Annotated in this window: 15 protein-coding genes and 1 pseudogene; 8 read left to right on the top strand and 8 right to left on the bottom strand. The window is 41.0% G+C overall.

Annotated features, from left to right (window positions below; genetic code table 11):
- Positions 1 to 15: 15 nt before the first annotated feature.
- From Q0Y52_RS16410 to Q0Y52_RS16400, 3 genes are read left to right on the top strand one after another with little or no spacing between them, the layout of a single operon-like run.
- A complete protein-coding gene (locus Q0Y52_RS16410; RefSeq protein WP_297823503.1) occupies positions 16 to 1,779 on the top strand; it encodes an autotransporter assembly complex family protein in 1,764 nt (587 codons plus the stop codon).
- Positions 1,776 to 5,654 (top strand): translocation/assembly module TamB domain-containing protein, encoded by a 3,879-nt coding sequence (locus Q0Y52_RS16405; RefSeq protein WP_297823502.1) that lies wholly within the window; start codon positions 1,776 to 1,778, stop codon positions 5,652 to 5,654. The genes Q0Y52_RS16410 and Q0Y52_RS16405 overlap by 4 nt, the downstream gene beginning before the upstream one ends.
- 21 nt (positions 5,655 to 5,675) lie before the next feature.
- A complete protein-coding gene (locus Q0Y52_RS16400) occupies positions 5,676 to 6,611 on the top strand; it encodes an AEC family transporter (protein WP_297823500.1) in 936 nt (311 codons plus the stop codon).
- A 32-nt stretch (positions 6,612 to 6,643) separates the two neighbouring features.
- Here the strand turns inward: Q0Y52_RS16400 and Q0Y52_RS16395 are convergent, their stop codons facing one another.
- Together Q0Y52_RS16395 and rimO are read right to left on the bottom strand one after the other, a co-directional pair.
- Complete coding sequence (locus tag Q0Y52_RS16395; RefSeq protein ID WP_297823498.1) at positions 6,644 to 7,096, bottom strand: DUF2721 domain-containing protein; 453 nt, start codon at positions 7,094 to 7,096, stop codon at positions 6,644 to 6,646.
- Between the two features lie 18 nt (positions 7,097 to 7,114).
- Positions 7,115 to 8,581 carry a 30S ribosomal protein S12 methylthiotransferase RimO gene (gene rimO / locus Q0Y52_RS16390; RefSeq protein WP_297823496.1) on the bottom strand — a complete coding sequence of 489 codons (1,467 nt, stop codon included), beginning with the start codon at positions 8,579 to 8,581 and terminating at the stop codon, positions 7,115 to 7,117.
- 159 nt (positions 8,582 to 8,740) lie between these two features.
- Between rimO and Q0Y52_RS16385 the strand changes: the two genes are divergently transcribed.
- Positions 8,741 to 9,028, top strand: a complete 288-nt coding sequence (locus tag Q0Y52_RS16385) for a hypothetical protein (RefSeq protein WP_297823494.1) — start codon at positions 8,741 to 8,743, stop codon at positions 9,026 to 9,028.
- Between the two features lie 134 nt (positions 9,029 to 9,162).
- Here Q0Y52_RS16385 and Q0Y52_RS16380 read toward each other — a convergent pair whose 3' ends face one another.
- The 4 genes from Q0Y52_RS16380 to Q0Y52_RS16365 form a co-directional block, all read right to left on the bottom strand.
- The gene (locus tag Q0Y52_RS16380; RefSeq protein ID WP_297823550.1) at positions 9,163 to 9,711 is read right to left on the bottom strand and encodes a glutathione peroxidase; all 549 of its coding nucleotides are present in this window, start codon (positions 9,709 to 9,711) and stop codon (positions 9,163 to 9,165) included.
- Between the two features lie 181 nt (positions 9,712 to 9,892).
- The gene (locus tag Q0Y52_RS16375; RefSeq protein WP_297823493.1) at positions 9,893 to 12,331 is read right to left on the bottom strand and encodes a TonB-dependent receptor; all 2,439 of its coding nucleotides are present in this window, start codon (positions 12,329 to 12,331) and stop codon (positions 9,893 to 9,895) included.
- A gap of 485 nt (positions 12,332 to 12,816) precedes the next feature.
- The gene (locus Q0Y52_RS16370; protein WP_297823491.1) at positions 12,817 to 13,107 is read right to left on the bottom strand and encodes a hypothetical protein; all 291 of its coding nucleotides are present in this window, start codon (positions 13,105 to 13,107) and stop codon (positions 12,817 to 12,819) included.
- A 6-nt stretch (positions 13,108 to 13,113) separates the two neighbouring features.
- Positions 13,114 to 15,009: a TonB-dependent receptor gene (locus tag Q0Y52_RS16365; RefSeq protein WP_297823489.1), complete on the bottom strand. Its 1,896-nt coding sequence runs from the start codon at positions 15,007 to 15,009 to the stop codon at positions 13,114 to 13,116.
- Positions 15,010 to 15,692: 683 nt separating this feature from the next.
- Between Q0Y52_RS16365 and Q0Y52_RS16360 the strand changes: the two genes are divergently transcribed.
- The 4 genes from Q0Y52_RS16360 to Q0Y52_RS16345 are packed head-to-tail and all read left to right on the top strand — an operon-like array spanning position 15,693 to position 19,703.
- Positions 15,693 to 16,370, top strand: a complete 678-nt coding sequence (locus tag Q0Y52_RS16360) for a histidine phosphatase family protein (RefSeq protein ID WP_297823487.1) — start codon at positions 15,693 to 15,695, stop codon at positions 16,368 to 16,370.
- A 13-nt stretch (positions 16,371 to 16,383) separates the two neighbouring features.
- Positions 16,384 to 17,610 (top strand): acyl-CoA dehydrogenase family protein, encoded by a 1,227-nt coding sequence (locus Q0Y52_RS16355; RefSeq protein WP_297823486.1) that lies wholly within the window; start codon positions 16,384 to 16,386, stop codon positions 17,608 to 17,610.
- Positions 17,611 to 17,637: 27 nt separating this feature from the next.
- The gene (locus tag Q0Y52_RS16350; RefSeq protein WP_297823484.1) at positions 17,638 to 18,672 is read left to right on the top strand and encodes a phosphotransferase family protein; all 1,035 of its coding nucleotides are present in this window, start codon (positions 17,638 to 17,640) and stop codon (positions 18,670 to 18,672) included.
- Positions 18,673 to 18,728: 56 nt separating this feature from the next.
- Positions 18,729 to 19,703 carry an NADPH:quinone oxidoreductase family protein gene (locus Q0Y52_RS16345; protein ID WP_297823482.1) on the top strand — a complete coding sequence of 325 codons (975 nt, stop codon included), beginning with the start codon at positions 18,729 to 18,731 and terminating at the stop codon, positions 19,701 to 19,703.
- A 233-nt stretch (positions 19,704 to 19,936) separates the two neighbouring features.
- Here Q0Y52_RS16345 and Q0Y52_RS19620 read toward each other — a convergent pair.
- Positions 19,937 to 20,255, bottom strand: a pseudogene (locus Q0Y52_RS19620) (DUF3718 domain-containing protein).
- A 444-nt stretch (positions 20,256 to 20,699) separates the two neighbouring features.
- Complete coding sequence (locus Q0Y52_RS16340) at positions 20,700 to 21,119, bottom strand: CBS domain-containing protein (RefSeq protein WP_297823479.1); 420 nt, start codon at positions 21,117 to 21,119, stop codon at positions 20,700 to 20,702.
- Positions 21,120 to 21,927 lie beyond the last annotated feature (808 nt).

Genomic DNA, 21,927 nt, shown 5'->3' with positions numbered 1-21,927 from the left:
TTAAAGCGAGACGTTTTGTCCTTTTATCACTCTTTTTTTAGAACCTTGTTTTTACTCTCCCTATTATTATTGGCTTTGTTTGAGGTGCACGCAGCAGAAGTGGATATAAAAGGAATTGATGATGATCGGGTGTTAAAAAATGTCAGGGCGCATATTGAAAGCCTAGACATTCCCAATGCCAGTTATCAATTTGGGCAATACCTTGAAAACTTGCAGTTAAAAGTGGCAGCCGCCACACAGGTGTTTGGCTATTATCATGCAATTACTGTGGTGACTCCCCCAAGTGCGGCTTCAAGTGGTGTAACAAAAAATAAAAATTGGCGCTTACACGTTGAGTTAGGCCCCTTGACACTTGTCAGGCAACTTTCAATCAAAATTGAGGGGCAAGGAGTCGAGGATGAAGCAATTCAAACCTTACTTAGCTCCTTCACGCTTAAACAAGGCCAACCTCTTGAACATTCAGTCTACGAAAACGCTAAAAATGCATTGCAAAGTTTAGCTTTGTCACGGGGGTACTTTGATTTTGAATTTGAACAAAGCAATATAAAGGTATTTGAATCGCTAAATGTTGCTGATATTACCATTCTTATTCAAAGTGGTATTCGTTACAAATTTGGTGACTTGCGCATTCCAAATGATACTCGGTCACAAACGTTAGCCAAGCGTTTAGCGCCTTTTAAGATGGGTGATTTATATCAAGCCAGTCAACTGGGTTTATTGAATCAAAGGCTTAAACAAACTCAATACTTTCGCCATGTGATTGTCAGGCCTTTAGTGGCATCATCGGTCGACGCCGTTGTGCCTATAGACGTTATTTTAACCCATAAGCCAAGAGATAATTTTGATCTGGGAATGGGGGTGTCCTCTGATGTCGGCCCACGATTTACCGGAAAGTGGCAGCGTCCATGGGTAAACGATAGCGGCCATTCAGCAGGCGCTCAAATATATGTGTCTTCTCCTGAGCAATATGTGTCTTTTGATTACAAGGTACCTTTGGAAGACGCTATTCATAACTATTTGAGCTATCAGGCGGGGTATCAAGCGCAAAACGATAATGATACCAGTAGTCATAAGTGGTCTATATCCGCCTCTCGGCACTGGGCAGTTGAAAACTCAGACTGGCAACGTTCCGCTTTTCTTAGGCTAGAGCAAGAAACGTTTATTCAGGGTCTAGAGGCAGAACAAACCACTCGCTTGCTGACACCAGGTTTTACCTTCAGCAGATTACGTAGTAAGGGTGGCTTGGATATTAATTGGGGTGATAAACAAATCATCACTGCCGAGTTTGCTTCAGAGTCTTTGTTGTCAGATATCAATATGTTGCGGGTGACAGCTGCATCGAAGTGGGTCAGAAGTGTCGGGCAGCATCGCTTTTTATGGCGGGCAGAGTTGGGCGGTATCGTCACCAATGATTTTGAGCAAGTACCATCAAGTTTGCGCTTTTTTACGGGAGGTGACCAAAGTGTTCGTGGCTTTGATTACAAAACTTTATCCCCCTTCGAACTTGACTCAGATGGCGAACGCGAACTGACAGGTGGCCAATATTTAGCGGTTGCCAGTGTTGAATATTCTTATCCTGTTGCCAAAAATTGGCGAGCGGCAGCCTTTGTGGATGTAGGTAATGCCAGCGAGGAGTTATTTAATGGCCCTGCTATGGGTTTTGGACTTGGCGCCATATGGAACTCACCAATTGGACCCGTGCGTTTGTATCTAGCAAAAGGTAAAAGTGATTTTGGTGAAACACGCTATGTGCATATTTCCATGGGGCCTGCATTATGAGATCTGTAGCTGATGCCCATAAAAACGTGGAAGCACAACAAAATACCCCTAGTTTACACCGTAAAATCATCACTGCCATGCTCAAGTCATTGTTGCTGTTAATGATTGTTATCGGTATTTTGTTAGGATGTGTATTTACACCTTGGGGCACCCAAGCAGTCATAAGCTCGGTGAGCAGGGTAGTTGATGAATTAACTATTGATTATCACAGTGGTGGTCTGGGATCTGAGCTGAATTTGTCTTCTGTAAAGTGGCAACAATCTGCTAGTCACGTTGATATTAATGACTTACTTCTTTCAGTAAAACTGTCTTGTGTATTCAGGTTTGCCGTGTGTATTGATTCAGTCAGTTCACAGAGAATGGTGGTAAAAATACAAGCAACAGATCCATCGCCTAGTACTGAAGCTGCTGCAGCCTTTTCGTTACCCTTTCCTGTCTCCATCCAAAATTTCAGTATAAATACGTTTTCGCTAGAGGTACAAGATACGGCAGACATATCTTGGCAGAATCTTTCAGGTAAATTGGACTTTTATCAGCGCCTTCGTATTGAAAAAATGCAGTTGGACGGATTTAATCTAACAACCTATGCCACAGAAAATCAGCGATTAACCACTCAGGCTGAACCCTTTGATTGGGCTAAATGGCAGTATCAACCCATCACGCCACGCTCTATTGTGCTACCTGTACATTTTGATGTGTTGGCCTTCAACATGTCTGCCGCTAGTGCGCAACTGGGAGGGCAAGAGCCGATTAAACTTAAAAGTCTCAGCCTAAAGGCCACAGGCAGTAAGAAAGCAATAATGTTGCATGAGCTGTTGGTAGAGCATGGCCAAGGGCGGTTGTTCGCCAAGGGTAATCTGCAGTTAAATGGTGATTATGAGCATGCGCTTTCTGTAGACACCCATGCTAATTTAGACCAAAAATCACCCTTAAAGCTAACATTACGGTCTTCAGGCAATATCCATTCCCTATCGACAAAAGTCGAATTAATTGAGACATCTTTATCAGTTAAAACACAAACTAATGCTTCACAAGCCAAACCTTTAAAGCTAGTGATAGATATCACAGCACAACCTTCTAAAGCCACCTTACCTGTCAAAATAAGGTTAGACTGGACTTATTTGGAATGGCCTTTAGTCGCGCCAAAGTTTAAGTCCGCGTTAGGTGAGATTGATATTCAAGGTGACTTAAACACGATGAACATGGCGATGCAGGCTGGGTTCGTGGGTGAAAATGTCCCCGATACTCAAATCAATCTCAGGGCTATCGCCACATCAACCCCACGGGATAAACAGTTCGAACTGGATGCGTTTTTGCTGGAAACCTTGGGTGGTCAAGTCTTCAGCAAAGGTAAATTGACCTTTGCTGAGTTTATCAATTGGCAAGGCAGTTCTGTTATAAGCCACCTTGACCCAGGTATTTTATGGCCTGAATGGGGGGCAGATATTAATGGGGAAGTGTCCAGCCAAGCCAATAAAAGCCAAGGTATTTGGAATGCTAAATTAAATGAGGTAGAGATTAACGGACAGTGGCAAGGTTACCCTTTAAGTGTCTCAGGCAGAGTTGATTTTCATCAAAACAACGGTCTGCAACTGCAAGCATTGTCCTTAAAAAATGCTGAGAATATTTTTCTACTAGACGGCGGTGTATCCCAGCAGCAAGCACTTGATATTTCGTTTTCACTCGATGCTGCTGACCTTTCAAATTCACTTCCTCAATTAGGCGGTTCACTCAATTTAGTAGGCAATGTGAGGGGGAGTGTTGAACAACCAGAACTAAGCTATGCGCTGTCAGGTAATAATTTGCTGATTTCAGAGGTGTTCATTCAGCAAGCTAAAGGTAGTGGCTCTATTAAGTGGGATGAGCAAAAACCGGTGGAATTAAATCTAAATCTAGCGGGTATTCAAGGCATAAGTAACCAAGTTGATAGTGCCCAGATGATATTAAGCGGTGATGCTAATGATCACCGATTTGATGTGACAACCAGTGGACAAAACAGCAACGTTAATTTGAGTATTCAAGGCCAGCTTGATCAAACGTCTTGGCTAGGTAACTGGTTATCTGGTGACATTAAATCATCTTACGCAAATTTGACCTTACTTGAACCTTTTAAAATTGAGGCTGATTGGGGCAAACAGCAATATCAGATTGCACCTCATTGCTGGCAGCATTTTGACAATCAACTGTGTATTAATCAGGCCGAATTTATGCACAACACCGCAACTTGGAGTGTGTCACTTAAAGAGTTTGATATGCTTTCAGTGGTCCGTCGTTTGGTGCCGGGAATGCCAAAAATTCAAACTAATAGTCGACTAAATTTAGATATGTCCGGTGAGTGGGATATTGCACAGCTACCTCATGCAAACTTACGTGCTAATTTGAGTTCAGGGGATTGGGTATTTGGCGAGCAGGACAACTTTCAACTGACATTAGACGAAACGTTAGTTGAGGCACAGATCACTCCAAAAAACATTCTGGCTAAAATTAATTTGTCTGGTAATCAGGTTGGCTCTCTGAGCGCCAGCATACAAGGGCAGTCTGGCGTGTATGCCGACCCACTAAGCAGACCTATACAAGGTGAGTTACTTATTGAGCGTTTTGACTTGGCTGCGCTTAAAGTGCTAGTCCCGCAATTGGATGTATTACAAGGGGGAATTAATGGCCAAGTACAAATTGACGGCACACTTGATAATCCTTTGCTAACTGGCGAATTAAAGCTGTCCAACGGTGCGTTAAAAGATGAATCATTGCCTGTGGCACTCAGTGCCATTGAGCAAGGTATCAGCTTAAAAGGACAAAGTGCTGATTTCAATGGCAGTTATAAGCTAGGCAAAGGTATAGGTGAAATGCAGGGTAATATTGTTTGGTTGCCAACGCTTATAGGACATTTACACCTTACTGGTGAAGCATTGGAATTTGATTATCAAAATATAGTAAAAGCCAAGGTTAGCCCAAACATCAATCTTATGTTCGAACCCAATCATTTAGAATTAGTAGGTGAAGTGGCTGTCCCTTATGCACGCGTCAAAGTACGTGAATTACCAAAAGGGTCAATATCTCCATCAAAAGACGTAGTGTTAGTTGAAAAACAGGCCGAACAAAATACAGCTCAACAAAAGCTGGTGCTGAATGTGTTGCTGAAACTTGATCCTCTGGAGCGTCAGGAGGTCAAATTAGATGCCTTTGGATTAACCACCGACTTACAAGGTCAATTGCGACTGCAAAACAATAAAGCGGTAATATTTGGGAGTGGTGAGGTGCAACTGGTTAATGGAAGGTATCGGGCTTATGGCCAAAAACTGGTTATTCGTGACGGTGATATTTTATTTACTAATGCGCTAGGCCGTCCATATTTGAATATAGAAGCGGTGCGTGATCCTAAATTAACCGAGGACGATGTCATCGCTGGATTATTAGTTGTTGGTATGGCGCAAAACCCAACAGTCACAGTGTTTTCTGAACCTGTGATGGAGCAACAACAGATCTTGTCTTACATGTTAACTGGGCGAAGTTTAAATGAGTCAAGTGGTGACAGCCAAGATACTATTTTAACCAATGCCTTGCTGTCTCTTGGTTTGGGGCAAAGTGAAAATATTATCAGCAAAGTAGGCAATACACTTGGTTTTGAAGACGTCAGTTTAGACACGTCGGGGCAAGGTGATAGTACCCAACTATCGTTAACAGGTACTGTTGCTCCTGGTGTGCAATTACGTTATAGGGTCGGGGTATTTGATTCTATTTCAGAAGTCGCAATACGTTATCAATTATTACCTAAACTTTATATTGAAGCGGTGAGCGGCGCCAGTAATGCCATCGACCTTTATTACCAGTTCAGTCTCGATGGCAGCCAAAAGAAGCAAACCTTAAATGAATAATCTACTGCAATTGGAAGGGCCATGTTTGAATCACTGAGTTATGCTTTAGATGTGACCTTACCGATTAGCCTGATCATCGGCTTGGGTGTTTTGTTAAAACGTATAAGTTGGATAACAGACGAATTTGCAAAAGCAGGCTCAGACTTAGTATTTAACCTAACGCTACCCTGCTTACTGTTTGTCAATATTGCGACCACTAATTTGACTGATCATTTTCCTGCCTTGTTGATTGTGTTTGCTGGCAGTGCAATGACAGCTGTATTCTTGATTTTCCACCTCTTGGCATTTGGTATCGCTAACAAACTGGCTAGAGGCGCTTTTGTACAAGGAGCATGTAGAGGCAATATGGCTATCATAGGTTTGGCGTTGTCAGTCAATGCCTTTGGTGATTTGGCCTTAGCTATCGCTTCGATGTATTTAGCCGTTTTAGTGGTACCGTTAAATATCTTTTCTATTTTAACCTTATACTATCATCAAGAAAAAACACCTAGCGTCAGAGACGTTGCACACAGTGTATTGACTAATCCTTTAGCCATTGCTATTTCGTTGGCGATACTCGTGGCTTTGTTGCCTATTCAAGTCCCTAGGTTGATGCTCGATACAGGCCATTATCTCGCGAGTATGACTTTACCTTTGGCATTATTGTGCGTGGGAGCGATCATCCGTTTGCAAGAATTTCGCTCTTCAAGCGTCTTGTATTGGGCAATAAGCAGTAAGGTTGTATTTATCCCGGTGGTGGCCACGGCTTTGGGTTTCTATGTTGGACTCAGAGGTGAGGAACTTGGGGTACTGTTTATGATGACAGCTGCGCCCACAGCGGCTGCAGCGTACCCAATGGTCAGAAGTATCGGTGGCGATTACCATTTAACCGCCGCAATTATTGCTGGTAGTACACTGATGTCAATTTTTAGCTCAACCCTGGGGTTGTTCTTGTTACGTGAAATGCAGTGGGTATAATAATCCGAGCTCAGGTTAAGTCATCAAATAGCTCACTGGTTGAACATTTTTTCCTTACCCATCTTTAAAGTTGTAGTGGCTAACTGTACTTCTTTTAAAAATGTCAGTAAGGCAAAAATCAATAAAAACAGCGCAATAACAAACAATGTTATGATCAGTTGACTCAAATCAAACAGTAATAGATCGCCCAAGAACAATAACACGACCACAGAGCATACAAATAAAGCTGAGGCAGTACATAAGCCAATTGAGCGGTTAATCAGTTTTATCCTGCGCCATAAGTTTTTTAATTCGTTTTCTGATTGGTCTAAAAACTCTGGTTCCTTAATCGTAAAAACCCGGCGCTCCATAATACGTGCTCTATCTACGATCCGCCCTAAACGGCCCGACATCACGTTTAAAAACCCCGCGATACCGGTCAACATAAAGATAGGAGCCACAACGATTTGGATGACTTGGGCAAGGTCGGTAACAGAGGTTGACATAATTAAGTCCTTTTACACCTATTCAACAGTTTCAATCTCTTCTTTTACATCGTTTTCATCATCATCCACTTTTACCGCCCACAAATCGTATTCGTTACTATGAATGATTTGTGCCCAGATGATGTCGCCTGGCTCTACATCAAATTCGTCCGTTAAATGCACATTACCATCAATTTCAGGTGCATCGGCATAACAACGGCCAACCGCGCCTTCTGGTGTGACTTCATCAATGATTACTTGATATTCTAAACCAATTTTGTCTTTTAATTTAGCGGTACTGATGTCAGATTGTTTTTGCATGAAGCGGTCGTAACGCTCTTGTTTGATGTCTGCGCTTACGGGATCGGGTAAGTCGTTGGCTTTTGCGCCGTCTACATCTGAATATTTAAAACACCCTACACGGTCAAGTTGCGCTTCATCTAAAAAGTCTAATAACATCTGAAAGTCTTCTTCGGTTTCACCAGGGAAACCCACAATAAAGGTTGAGCGAATAACAATATTCGGGCAAACCTCACGCCATGCTTTTATACGCTCCATAGTACGTTCGGCTGCCGCTGGACGTTTCATTAGTTTAAGAATCCGCGGGCTGGCATGTTGGAATGGGATATCCAAATAAGGCAAAATCTTACCTTGTGCCATCAATGGCATAATCTTATCTACCGAAGGGTAGGGGTATACGTAGTGCAAACGCACCCAAATTCCCATTTCGCCAAGCTTTTCGCACAGTGATTTCATGTCGGTTTTCACCGGCGTACCATCCCAAAAATCAGTTTTGTTTTTAACGTCTACACCATATGCGCTGGTGTCTTGAGAAATCACCAATAACTCTTTTACACCCGCATTTTTCAAACGTTTTGCTTCGTCCAAAATACTACCAATAGGGCGACTCACTAGATCACCGCGCATAGAAGGGATAATGCAAAAAGTGCACCTGTGATTGCAGCCTTCAGATATTTTTAAATAGGCATAGTGACGAGGCGTAAGTTTCACCCCAATATCTGGCACCAAATTCAAATAGGGGTTATGTTCAGGCTGAGGTAAATGTTCATGAACTTGATTAACCACTTCTTCATAAGCATGAGGGCCAGTAATCGCCAGCACATTCGGGTGTACTTCACGTATTTCATCTTCTTTAATGCCCAAACACCCAGTGACTATCACTTTGCCATTTTCGGCTAGTGCTTCCCCTATAGTGTCTAAGGATTCTTGAACCGCCGAATCGATAAACCCGCAAGTATTCACAATCACCAGATCTGAATCGTTATAGGTAGGCACCACGTCATAACCTTCAGTTCGCAGCTGCGTCAAAATTCGTTCTGAGTCCACTAAATTTTTAGGGCAGCCTAAGCTCACGAAGCCAATTCTGGTGCCTTTCGTTTTTTGTACCGGAGAGCCATCAGCTTTAGGGGTAGAAGAGTCTTCCAAAATTCTGACTGGCGTTTCTAAAGTGGTAGTTTTATTGGGGGTATAGGTTTCAACTGTCATTGTAATATCTTAAACAAACATAATTAAAATTATTATACGTTAAGTGGTCGCTCTACGTCACAGGCAATAATATTTTTATCGAATGCAAACATAATATTTCCCTCTTACATGCTTTACCCGTTATCATTATTACCTTTGAAACCATCCACGGTATATAATATGAACTTAGACAAGTCACAAAAACGCATCAGTAAGCGTGTTAAACGTGGATTTCACGGGTATCCGATGATCAGCATTCATTATTTTGGGCCAAATCAGGCATTAGCTACAAAAGTAGAAGTGGGCTTTATTGAACAAGAAAATGCCGAACCTATGCTGGAAACCTTCAACAGCGACACGGATATTCGTCAAGATGAGACAGTGCAAACTACTATCATTAAAATTATTGACCGAGTGGATGCCAAAACAGTGACATTAGAACAGAGTGTAGGAGTTCTTATAACTTAAATAACAGGAAACATCAAAGCGCTTCGGCACGTTTATTTAGCATAATTTTATTTAACGCAACTATATGACATAGCCGTGTTGCGCTTCCACGTCAAGTTGAGAACATCAAACTCTTTAGAAAACCTTAGGGCTATTTATAATTGCAATGCCTGTTCAATATCATCAACTAAGGCCTTATTTGTAGGTTTTATGGCTGATGCATAGGCATTAACAACCTTTCCATTCTTATCCATTAGGTATTTGAAAAAGTTCCATTTAGGCGCTTGCCCTGACTTTTTAGCTAGCATCCGATACAAGGGATCCACATCTTCACCCCTTACAGACATCGCCTCAAACATGGGAAATTTAACCCCGTAAGTGAGTCGGCAGATTTGCCCTGTTTTGACTTCGCTTTTGTCTTCTTGATTGAAGTCATGTGAGGGAAACCCCAGTACCACAAGGCCTTTATCGTTATATTTACTATACAAAGCTTCAAGCCCTTCAAACTGAGGTGTAAAACCACAGTAACTGGCCGTATTCACAAATAGAATCGTTTTACCCTGATAGGCTTCACACATATTGACTGTGTCTTGAGAGTTGAGCTTACGTTTGACAAATTTGAGTAAATCTGGACAGTTGCTTGCTTGGGCACCTAATGATGCGACTGACAGTAAAACAATGGTAACAAATATCTTAATGTTCATTAATGCCTTCATGATGTTGTGCCTTCTTTCAAAAACCTATAAAAATCTAATTTGGGTTTCATTCGTGATTTTATGTTGTTCGCATAGTATTTAGTGGTTGGAATGGTTTTATGGAGCACTTTCACTTATTTTGGGTAATAAAAAGCCGGCAAGTGCCGGCTCTAATTTAGATGTTTACTGTTTAGTCAAACTCATACGATACGTTAATACCAAAGGTGCGTGGTTGATTAGGATAGACAGAAAAGCTTCCAGCTTGGGTTGGAGGTGGGAAGCCTGACATGTAATATTCATCATTAGTGAGATTACGTACATAAAGTTGCAGCATTACACCATTTTCTAAGTTCAGACCGGCACTTGCGTTAAAGGTACTGACTTCACGAGAAAGAGATCCTGGCAAGTTCGCCACAAGTCTAACCTCGCTTTCGTAGATGTAATCGGTGCGCACATATCCGTACATTCCGTTGTCCAACTCGTAGTTGTAGACAATTCCCGCGGAGATACTTTGCTCGTGAATACCCGCTGGTTTAGTACCTGATAAATCAACCTGGCCCGTAACACCTGCTGCACCTACAAATGAATCGTAAATTGGATCAAGGAAAGTACCTGCTAAGGTCAAGGTCCATTCATCTGAAGCACGATACACAGAATCAAACTCAATCCCTTTCGTCGTTTGCTCTCCCGCATTGGCTAACACAAAGCCGGTACCAATAAAGGTGCTTGATTGAAAGCCTTCAATGGTTTGATCAAATAAGGTCACATTCAGGCTGCCTTTTTTAAAGCGTGTCTTCATGCCTAACTCATATACAGTTGCTAATTCAGGAGAAGCATAACGAGTGCCGTAACTTTGATTTGCCTGAGTGAGTCCAGCAGCAACTAATGCAGCTTCATCAGTAGGGAAAGGGCGAGAATCCCGAGATAAATTCCATGATGTCGCTTTAAACCCAGTGGCAGCTGTGGCAAAGAAATTGACATTGTTATTTAAGGTATAGGCCAATCGTGCTGAGTAAGTTGTTTTACTGTCAGAGGTTGAGTTATCTTCAACTGAATTAGGTAAGTCTAGGTTTGGCGGTAAAAACTGAACGCCAGCTAAAGCCGCTAAAGAGGGGGGTAATTGAAATGATGAAAATGTCGCTCCGTTAAGGGGCTGCAGCATAGTGACTTCTTTTTCATCATTCGTATACGCGATGCCAAGGGTAGCGGTTAAACTATCCGAAATATGATAGTCAAAGTTACCAAATATTGAATATGCATCGTTTTCTTGGGTCAAGTCGGTATTAATCTGCGAACCTGCAGTGTAGAAGCTATCTGGAGGAAAACCGATTGCGCCCTCTAGAAAAGCAAGTGTACCAGGGCCACCAATTAAAAAGTCAATAAAACCACTGGCATCTTCACCAAAACTTAAGCTGTCGCTAAACTCAACTTGTTCAGAAAAGTAAAAACCACCTACCATCCAGTCGAGCGTGTTATCGCCTATGGAAGTCAGGCGGAATTCCTGAGTAAACGTTTCTATGTCGGTACGTGTCGAAAGACCTAAGACATCTGAAGAGTTATAGTCCACATCATGTGGCTCATCTTTGCCGGTAAGTACTTCGTTAGCTCGGAAGGCAGTAATAGAGGTAAATGCAAATTTTTCAAAATCCACATCTACCTGTATAGATACACCGCCATCTTCTACATCATTGGTAGGGCTAGTATTAAGGGCCGATTCAAAAGCAAAGGGGTCTGAAGCATCCAGCACCATACCACCTAACGCTTGAGTAGCCCCAGCAGTTGGGCCGTTTATGGCTGCAGCTACGGTACAGCAAATTTCACTGATTTCGCTGTAGTCTGCAATAAAACGAACTTTCACATCTTCGGTTGGTTCATACAACATTTGGCCACGCAAGTTCCATCTATCTTTGTCATTGAGGTTCTTGATCCCCGGAACGTTACTAATACTCTTGGTAAACCCATCGCGTGTGTTAAAACCACCGGATAAGCTGTAGGCTAAATTATCTGTGATGCCGTTAGTGATGTAACCTTTTACTAACCGGTTATTATAGTTACCAATACCGGCTTCAACTTTGCCTTGAAAGTCATAAGACGGTTCTAAAGTACGGACACTAATGACACCCGCAGAAGCATTCTTACCAAATAAGGTGCTTTGAGGGCCACTGAGTACTTCAATTTGCGACACTCTTGGTAAACTGTTAATGACGCCACCAGCGCGAGAGCGGTATACACCATCAATAAATATACCTACAGATGGTTCAATACCTGTGTTGTTTGCTCCGTTACCAAAACCACGAAGAGAAAAGGTAACGTTACTTGAGCGTTCTAATGGTGCTACACGCAGTGTAGGCACCAAAATTTGTAAGTCATTTATATTAGCAAGATTGGCTTGCTCCATAGCTTCGCCAGATACTACTTGAATGGCTACAGGGGTTTCTTGTAAACCTGTCGATCGTTTTGATGCGGTGACAAAAATTCGCTCAATGCCTCCATCATCAGCCTCATTAGTGTCGCCTTCTTGGGCTTGGAGGTTAGTCGCACTTAATGCGCTTATTACGGCTGAAACTAATAATGTTTTTTTAAATGTTCTGCGCGCATGCGGCAGGTTATTGAGCTTATGTCTGTTCATTGATGTTTTCTCTTTTTAGGCTTTTTTAGTAAACAAATGATAAAAAATGGATCCTTTTACAGCCACAAGCCAGAAAGGACCACTCATCTGACCTGAACTTTATCAATAATATTGGTAAAAAGTAAATGGTTAGTTAATAAAATGTCAAATCAAAATATAATGTCCTAAGTAATATGCGGCTATATTTTAGTGCAAGGGAATGGTTTAGATGGCAAAAGTTTGACTGCATCGTGGTCATTGTGGGTTTTTATCTAAAGCGACTTCCATTTTTAAGGCAACAAAAAGCCGGCATAAGCCGGCTTGAAATAATCTAACTTAAGCTGTAATAATTAAAAACGTTTCTTAACTGTCACACTAAACGTAGCTGGCTCGGACATGTATGCATTCAACTTACCAGTTTGTAATAGTGCGTTGAAGTTAGTACGATTAATATATTCTTCGTCTAGAAGGTTACGGGCTCAAACAACTATATCTATATCAGCATCTTAAAAGTTTATAAAGAATCTTAGGATAACCACATTGTAACCATCTTGAATAGCAAAAGGGTCGTTACTGCCGTCTAGAATAATATCGCTGGTGTGGCTGAAGTCTCCTTGCACACAACTATACACACCATCGGCTGTTTCGAAATCTTTCTTTACACTAATAACGGCATAGTGCTCTGGTTCGCCACCAGGTCTGTCACCTGAACGATCACAGAATTGGTCAGTGGCATTTTGACGACCTGGATCGTCTATACCAGTATGCCAAGCGAAGTTGACTTCAACAGTATCCATGGGTAATCAAGTTGCTTCAACCTCAAAGCCAGAAATCTCATAATCCCCGGCGTTCTGTAAGTTAAATCCATTACCTGTAAAGGTGTTGGCCTGGGAATCTTCAACGGTCGTATAGTGCGCTGCCGCGTTGATACGAAGATCATAATCGCGAAAATCCTTCTTAATACCTAATTCGAAAGATTGAGAGGTCTCAGCATCAAACAAAGGTGCAAAGCCATTTGCTATACGACCAGTGTTTGTACCGCCAGACTTATAACCAGTTCCATATGAACCATATACCAAAGTATCTCGGTTTGGTTGCCAGCTTAATTTAAGTGTACCTGTTATCTGATCATCTGCTATTGATTCGACAATGTTAGGACGAGCGGCTGTTGTTGCGCCTAAAGCATTAAACCCCCAACCTATTGTTTGAAAAGGTCGAGTCGCTTCTAAATCAGCAGCTGTAGGTGCTTGTCCTGAAAGTAATGCTGCACCAATGTTACCCAGTGCTGCTCCTGCTAAACCACCGCCAATTGCCAATTCAGTGGTATTAGCAAAAAATGTAGGGAAGTCTTCGCCGCCTGGCAAATTTTCACTAAATTCAGTGGCCAAATCTTTTGACTCATCTGTGTAACGAATACCGGCTGTTAATGTGAGTTCATCGGTAAACTGATAATCTAATTGTGCGAAAAGTGCATAACTCTCGTGCTCTTGCGCTACAACATGGTCGACCCCTGTACCATTTGGTGCTGCTACTGCTGTTGGAGCAATAAATCCGCTTGTTAAGGCACTTATTCCATCTAACCCGGCAAATAGTGGGTCAAATGCTCCTTGAAACTGAGCCAAGAAAAATGGATTAAATAGCGTATCTGTATAAAGGCTGTATTCTAAATCTAGCTCTTGGGTGAAATAATAAGCACCTAATATATAATTAAGTTTATCGCCAGTATAATCTAAACGTATTTCTTGTGAGAATGATTCTTGTTCAGATAAGTTACTGGTACCAAATAAATCAGCATCAGTAAAATCAGTATCAAGATTGTCAAAGGACTCAAAGTTTCGGTAGGCAGAGATTGAAACAAAAGTGTAATCGTCATCAATATCCCAATTTAGTTCTGCAGACAACCCTCTGTCTGTCATGCTTGACTCTGGTAAAAATGATACTGCTACTTCTCTGTCGTAAAATGCATCACCGCCAGCGAACACAGTACCGCATAGACTAGGTAATGTTGCGTCTGAGCCAAACTTTTCAGGTATTTCAAGCGCTTGAAAGTTACTTAACTGCACGGGTGCGCCACAACATATCTCACCAATTCCAGAGTAATCTGCGATAACTCTGAAAGATACGTCATCATTAGGTGTATACAGCGCTTGAAAGCGAGCACCCCAGCGATTTCTGTCATTAAGGGTATCTTCGCCTAAAATAACATCACTGATTGTGCCATCTCTTGAGCTACTGAAAGCGGTTGCGCGAAATGCGAGAACATCTTCAATAGCAGAAAATGACATCGCTCCTGAAAGATTGACTAAGCCATAATTTCCAAATGTTGCTTCAATAAAGCTATTATCGCCATCATGACTGGGCGCAATGGTGCTAACTAATATTGCACCTGATGGGGTATTTTTGCCAAAAAGTGTACCTTGAGGTCCACGTAATACTTCAACAGCGGCGACATCAACTAAGTTATTGATCATCGAATTTTGACGAGCACGATATACACCATCAACATACAAACCCACAGAAGATTCAAGACCAAAGTTTTGTGATGAGGTACCTACGCCACGAATAGAAAAACTAGAGTTGGTTGCACTTTGACTTTGGAATGCGCATAAACCTGACACATTTGTTTGCAAGTCGTACATGTCTTTAATGACCGCTTCGGCCATTTCATCACCGGTAAAAGTAGTGATTGACACGGGCACCTCTTGAAGATTTCGTGCTCTTTTTTGTGCGGTGACTGTGATAGTTTCTAAGCGGCCCTCTTATTCTGCTTCTTGCGCAAAAGTCATGGAACTACTTAGTGCAAGTGATAAAGCGACAATACTTGATACCGCAGAAGGCTTAAATTGTATTGGCAGCGTTTGTTTCATTATTTATTCCCTATTTGCTAGCGAAGCTAGTCTGTATTTGGATGGTTTAATTAAAAATGTTTAAAATATTGAAAATGAATCTCTGTGTAGAATGCTATTTCCGCCAAACCCACTCATCAGGGCTGTAGTTTATCAAAAATTATGATTTAAAGTAAACGCTTGGTTTGTTAATTGTTAACGAATAAATGTTTGTGCACACAATATTTCACATATTTGTCTTAATACTCTCACCAATCAGTATTTATAGAGCTTGTGATGCATCCCGATACTGTTTTGGTGCCTAATTTTCTACTTTGTTTTGTTTTAATATTACTTATATTTATCTAAGAATATAAGCGAAATTTTGGAGTGGAGTCTGAACATTCATCACGTGAGATATTGGCTAATCCAGGGTTGAATTTTTAAAGTGGTTTTGGCGATATAAATATAATAAATGTAATTTAATTAAAATAATAAATTCAACTTATAGATCTATTAATAATAATATCATGTGAATTAAAAATATTGGTGAATAAGTGTCTGAATTTTATTTAGTCCGCCATGGGCAAGCTTCATTTGGAGCAAAAAATTACGATAAGTTAAGTGATCTGGGTCATCAACAGGCGCGATGGCTTGGAGAATACTTCACATCAAGAGATATTATTTTCTCTCAAGCATTTATGGGAGACATGGTTCGCCATAGAGAAACTACTCAAGGTATTCTAGATGGCTTAAGTCAATCCCCAGTTGTAACAATAGATACTGGCTTTAATGAATTTAATTTCAAAAATATTGGTGACAGTTATCTGGCATTAAACCCACAAAGCAGTTTACCAGAAAACCCTAAACCTGCTGACTTTTACCGTTTGTTAAAACTAGCGATGCACGCATGGTCCGAGGAATTATTACCTTTAGACACACTAGATGAGAGTTGGCTAGACTTTAAACATAGAGTGCAGGGTGCTTTACAGGCAGCTTGCCAGCAAAATAGTGATAAGCCTATTTTGATTGTGAGTTCAGGGGGAGCCATATCCATGTTAATGAGCTTAGTATTAGGATTGGATGCTAAACAGGTCATAGAGTTGAACATGCAAGTCCGCAACACCAGTATCAGCCATTTCTTCTTCAACGAAAGCAATATACGTTTATCAAGTTTTAATAATATCCCACATTTAGACAGCCCAGATAGGCTGGACTCCATCACTTTTAGCTAAAGGAAATATAACCATGAATTTTGATTACTCCGAAAAATCGCAAATATTGATCGACCGCTTACAAGCCTTTATGGATGAACACATTTATCCTATTGAAAAAGATTATACTAATCTGGTACATGCCAATTCTGCCAATAAAGAAACACGCTGGGTGACACCGGAAGTGATGGAGGAATTGAAGCAAAAAGCTAAAGATGCAGGTCTGTGGAACTTATTTTTGCCCGAAGAATATTTGCCCTACGGAGCAGGTTTAACCAACCTTGAGTATGCACCATTGTGCGAAATTATGGGTCGGGTAATGTGGAGTTCAGAAGTGTTCAACTGCAGTGCTCCTGATACAGGCAATATGGAAGTATTGGCTAGATACGGTTCCGAGCAAGACAAGCAAAAGTTCTTGATACCACTGCTTGAAGGTAAAATACGCTCAGCTTTTGCTATGACTGAACCTGCAGTTGCATCATCAGATGCCACTAATATAGAAACATCTATACAACGAGATGGTGATGAGTATGTAATAAATGGTCGTAAATGGTGGACCAGCGGTGCCATGAACGCTAACTGTAAAATTATGGTGGTAATGGGTAAAACGGATCCTACTGCGGCTCGACATCAACAACAATCACAAGTTTTGGTACCACTGGACTCGAAAGGGATTACGGTCGTTCGACCTTTAGCTGCTATGGGCCACTACGATGAGCCGATTGGACATGCTGAAGTGTTATTTGACAACGTCAGAGTACCAGCAGCAAATTTATTGGTCGGTGAAGGCGAAGGTTTTGCCATTGCTCAAGGTCGCTTAGGGCCGGGCCGTATTCACCATTGTATGCGTTTAATTGGCTGTGCCCAGCGTGCCTTGGATATGGCATGTGAAAGAGTTGAAAACCGCATCGCATTTGGACAGCCCTTAAGTAAACAACAATCTATCCGTGAACGAATTGCGCAAATGCACTGTGATATTGAACAAGCCCGTTTACTAACACTTAAAGCGGCTGATAACATGGACAGATACGGTAATAAAGTAAGCCGAAATATTATTGCCGCAATTAAAATCGTGGCACCAAAAATGGCCTGTAATGTAATTGATCAATCGATTCAAATGCACGGTGGTGGAGGAACTAGTCAGGATTATGTCTTGTCTGCTATTTATGCTTACGCGCGCACCATAAGGTTAGCTGATGGGCCCGACGAAGTGCATATGATGCAGTTAGGTCGAAATCTGATAAAAGACCAAAACGCTTAATATGAGTGTGATAAAAAGGAAAATGTTATGACCGAAAAAGGCTCAGTTGATCAATTAGACGTGCAACTTCTTGCTGACTATTTAACCCAACATGTTGCAGGTTTTGAAGGGCCCGTCACGGCAACTAAGTTTGCTGGTGGACAGTCAAATCCTACCTTTAAGTTAATAACTGCTAATCAGTCTTATGTGTTACGACGTCAACCACCTGGTAAGTTGCTAAAGTCTGCCCATGCTGTTGATCGTGAATATAAGGTATTGGCTGCACTTGAAAATTCAACAGTACCAGTAGCAAAAGTCTACCATCTTTGTGAGGACACATCCCTGATTGGCAGCATGTTTTATATCATGGAATATGTTGAAGGTCGGGTGTTTTGGGATAGCGCATTACCAGAAATTTTAGATAACAAAATACGCAGCCAAATGTATCAAGAAATGGTTGAAGTACTCGCTGCTCTGCATAGTGTGGATATCGAAAAAGTAGGTTTGAGCGATTACGGCAAACCTGGTAACTATTATGAACGCCAGTTTAGCCGTTGGAGTAAACAATACAAGTTGTCAGAAACCCAAGATATCCCTGAAATGGACCAGTTAATCGCTTGGCTAGAAAAGCATTTGCCAGAAGATAATGACAAAATATCACTAGTGCACGGTGATTATCGTATGGATAACTTAATGTTTCATCCAACAGAGCCTAAGATTTTAGCTGTGTTGGATTGGGAGTTATCTACCTTAGGTCATCCTTATGCTGATTTGGCGTACCAATGCATGCAGCTGCGTTTGCCTGAAAACGTTGGAAAAGCGACTGGACTTGGTGGTATTGAGAGAGCCCCCTTAGGGATCCCAGAAGAACAAGAATATGTCGATGCTTATTGTAAATTAGTGGGTATCGAAAAAATCGACAATTGGAATTTTTACCTAGCTTTTAGTTTTTTCCGCTTAGGTGCCATTGCCCAAGGTGTGGCAAAGCGAGCTGAAGATGGCAATGCGTCAAATAAAGAAGCACAGGCTGTCGGCGCTATCGTTAAACCTTTAGCCCAATACGCATTAAAACTTACCCAATAGCATTCAACAAAACGTTAGAATTTTGCTTGAATACCAGACCTTTCACGGAGAATGTAATGAAAGCAATAGTATGTGAAGAATTTGCCCCAGTAGAACAACTGAAGTATATAGATGTTCCCGATCCCGTGGCCATAAAAGGCCACGTAGTTGTCAATGTTACGGCATGTGGTGTCAACTTCCCTGATGGACTGTTGGTACAAGGTTTGTATCAGATGAAACCACCATTTCCTTTCGTACCTGGTAATGAAGTCGCAGGTGTAATAAGCGAAATAGGTGAGGGTGTATCTCACCTTAGAGTCGGTATGCGAGTGATTGCTATGTGTATGTTAGGCGGGTACGCTGAAAAAGTATTATGTCCGATTTCACACATCATGCCTATTCCCGACGAAATCCCTGATGAAGAAGCAGCCGCATTAGTTACCGCTCACGCTACGGCACATCATGCACTCAAGCAACGTGCACAGATTAAACCAGGTGAAACTTTATTGGTTACTGGTGCCGCGGGTGGAACGGGTTTAGCCGCAGTGCAAATTGGTAAAGAGATGGGGGCAACAGTTATTGCAGTTTGTTCTACCCAAGAAAAATTAGATATGGCTAAAGCCAATGGTGCAGACATTCTCATTAACTACACAGAAACCGATTTAAAAACTGCCGTTAAAGAAGTGACTGATGGCAAAGGTGTTGATGTGGTGTATGAATGTGTGGGCGGAGATACTTTTCATGCATGTTCAAGGAGCATGGCTTGGAACGGCAGACTGTTAGTGGTTGGCTTTGCTGGCGGTACTATTCCGGAATTTCCTGTGAATTTAGCTCTGGTAAAAGGTTACTCAGTGATGGGAGTTTTTTGGGGCTCGTTCACCCTACATCAACCCAAAGATTTTGCCGATAATATGAAAGAGTTATTGTTATGGTATGTGCAAGGTAAAGTCAAAGTGGTAGTTGATGAAGTAGTGCCTTTAGAAAATGCCAAAGATGCGTTGAATAAAGTCATGAACCGAGAAGTAAAAGGTAAAATGACCTTAAGGCCTTAATAACAGCTTATAAACATGGGTTTTGTCTGTTACTCAGATTTCTTTTGTATTCAGTCATAAAAAACGGCCTCCAGAGAGGCCGTTTGCTTAGGGGCAATTATTTAATTAGCATAATCGACCTACCATGTTGAACTTTAAGTTCGTTCAAGCACAATTCTTGCGCAGCCCGTAATTTATATTCTGTCTTTAAGAGCCGTCATAATTGGTGAAGCGTCTAAACCATTTTCATAAGCCTAAATCAATACTTTTTTCCGTGTACCTATAGTGAGATTAAGTCTCCTTTTGGCATCTTTTTGAGCATCAAAGTACCTGTTTCAACTGCTTAGTTAAGCAAAGTGGCTCGAATAAGGCTATTACTATCTTAAGCAACACCTGAATAGTAACCCTTAAGTTTAAGTGTAAAGTTGGACTGAATGGGTTTCATTTTTTTACATTATTCACTTTTTTCATCTGCTTTAACGATAGTGTGGATATTTTGTAATGCTTCGCAGGTGCGTTGCCATCAAAAATTAAAGAGGCGGTAGCGATAGAAGTTATCACCATTTTCAAGATAGTTAAGTTCCTCGGTGTTAAAATTAAAGTGTTCGGTGAAACGTTACTGCTTTTTGATGACGTTATTTAAACGATTTAAATTAATTAAAAAATCTGCGAGGTGGTACTTAGTGATTTGAAATGACAACTTTGATTATGAAGAGGATATATACTCAGTAATTTGATACGTAATCTAAAGCATACGCTGGCGTTAACGGCTATCTTGCGATGTCACCACATGGCTTCTTTTTAAAAAATCTTTCGTATAACCTATTTTTTGCTGCTGCTAAAAAGTAAGCAACAAAAATGGCTATTTACCTGATTAGAAATAAAACACCTATAAGCTAAATGCAATTAAAAGTAGCATTCAGTTTTAAACGGGTGCCTTGGTATTTTTGAGTTTATCTGCAATGCATATACTAGTTTCTTCCGAGGAGCGGTGAATATTCAGTTACAAACAGATTTTTATCCCACTTTTTTGTAGCCATCTTTAAAATGTACATCGATAGCATTTAATACCGCGGTTCGATTAATACTGCCCAGTAAGTAGCCGTCATCATCCACGACGGGATAAAACTTAGGTTTTTCGCCTAACATCATTTGAGCAAGCTCAAATACAGAGGTATAGGGTTTTATGGATAAGACTTCTGTGCGCATTATGTCTTTTACCAAACATATCTGTTCCTGATAATAACTTGATGCCATCATCTGTTTGAGACAATCTTGCTCTGACAAAAATCCAATTACTTTTTTGTATTCATCGATCACCGGCCCACCGGTTTGATGGACACTTAACAAACGTTCAACCGCTTCCACGACCGGCATCTCAATCGTAAAGGTAACTGGATGGGTGTTCATATAATCGCCAACTTTTAATGATTCCACTTTATCTCCTTCATTACTTCAGATTTTTCATTACTATCAGAATAAAGTCTAGAAGCATTAAGATAGACTTCATTCTATATATTTCATAGCAATATCACAAAATACGGATGATGGTCATAATGTTTCTGTTCAAGCCAAAGAGTATTAATCCGGAGTAAATCCAACCTTAAGAGTAACCCGTCAGAAAACAGCCTTATCATTCTTGATGTCACATTACGTGCTAGTCACCTCAAACCAGTGCATATTGTGGATAGACTTCGCTAACGGATTGTTGATGGCCTGTTATCTCATATCACTAAATCACTAAATCACTAAATCACTGGATCACGGTATTCACCTATCACTATAGTTGAAATAAAAACCTTTTGAGGACACCACCAAGCAAGTACTCAATTTTCATCCCCAGATTTTTGTTAAGGCAGTTTTGTATTTGCCAATAATTTCGATTCAATTCGGATTTTAATTTTTATCTACCGTGATTTTTTGACTAAGCCGAGGATCTAATGGCATGCTTAAAATCTGCCTATTGCCCCTCAAAATTCAATTTGATTGAAATACAGCTATATTTCAATATCTAATCAAGGTTAGTTCATACGCTCAACAGGCTTTAATGTGAAATGACTGAGTACGACTAGCAGTTAGATTAAAGTTAGATTAAAGTTTCATTAGAACCTGGCTAACGTCGAATAATGACGGTAATCCCATCTATCAAAGTATTTGGTTTTCTGGGGCTGGATGTCAATTCTGAAGAGTTGGCTGCCCATAGTTAAGTTCAGCGTGAATGACAACACTATTGACAGTGCGCTGC

Source organism: uncultured Paraglaciecola sp. (assembly GCF_943787955.1).
In the GTDB taxonomy this organism is placed as follows: Bacteria; Pseudomonadota; Gammaproteobacteria; order Enterobacterales; family Alteromonadaceae; genus Paraglaciecola.
This window is presented reverse-complemented; position numbering and strand designations above follow the sequence as displayed.

Bases quoted from the DNA above. Each gene is read 5' to 3' on its own strand.
- Q0Y52_RS16405 (WP_297823502.1), top strand. From the start codon at position 1,776: ATGAGATCTGTAGCTGATGCCCATAAAAACGTGGAAGCACAACAAAAT.
- Q0Y52_RS16400 (WP_297823500.1), top strand. From the start codon at position 5,676: ATGTTTGAATCACTGAGTTATGCTTTAGATGTGACCTTACCGATTAGC.
- Q0Y52_RS16395 (WP_297823498.1), bottom strand. From the start codon at position 7,096: ATGTCAACCTCTGTTACCGACCTTGCCCAAGTCATCCAAATCGTTGTG.
- rimO (WP_297823496.1), bottom strand. From the start codon at position 8,581: ATGACAGTTGAAACCTATACCCCCAATAAAACTACCACTTTAGAAACG.
- Q0Y52_RS16385 (WP_297823494.1), top strand. From the start codon at position 8,741: ATGAACTTAGACAAGTCACAAAAACGCATCAGTAAGCGTGTTAAACGT.
- Q0Y52_RS16380 (WP_297823550.1), bottom strand. From the start codon at position 9,711: ATGAACATTAAGATATTTGTTACCATTGTTTTACTGTCAGTCGCATCA.
- Q0Y52_RS16375 (WP_297823493.1), bottom strand. From the start codon at position 12,331: ATGAACAGACATAAGCTCAATAACCTGCCGCATGCGCGCAGAACATTT.
- Q0Y52_RS16370 (WP_297823491.1), bottom strand. From the start codon at position 13,107: ATGGATACTGTTGAAGTCAACTTCGCTTGGCATACTGGTATAGACGAT.
- Q0Y52_RS16355 (WP_297823486.1), top strand. From the start codon at position 16,384: ATGAATTTTGATTACTCCGAAAAATCGCAAATATTGATCGACCGCTTA.
- Q0Y52_RS16350 (WP_297823484.1), top strand. From the start codon at position 17,638: ATGACCGAAAAAGGCTCAGTTGATCAATTAGACGTGCAACTTCTTGCT.
- Q0Y52_RS16345 (WP_297823482.1), top strand. From the start codon at position 18,729: ATGAAAGCAATAGTATGTGAAGAATTTGCCCCAGTAGAACAACTGAAG.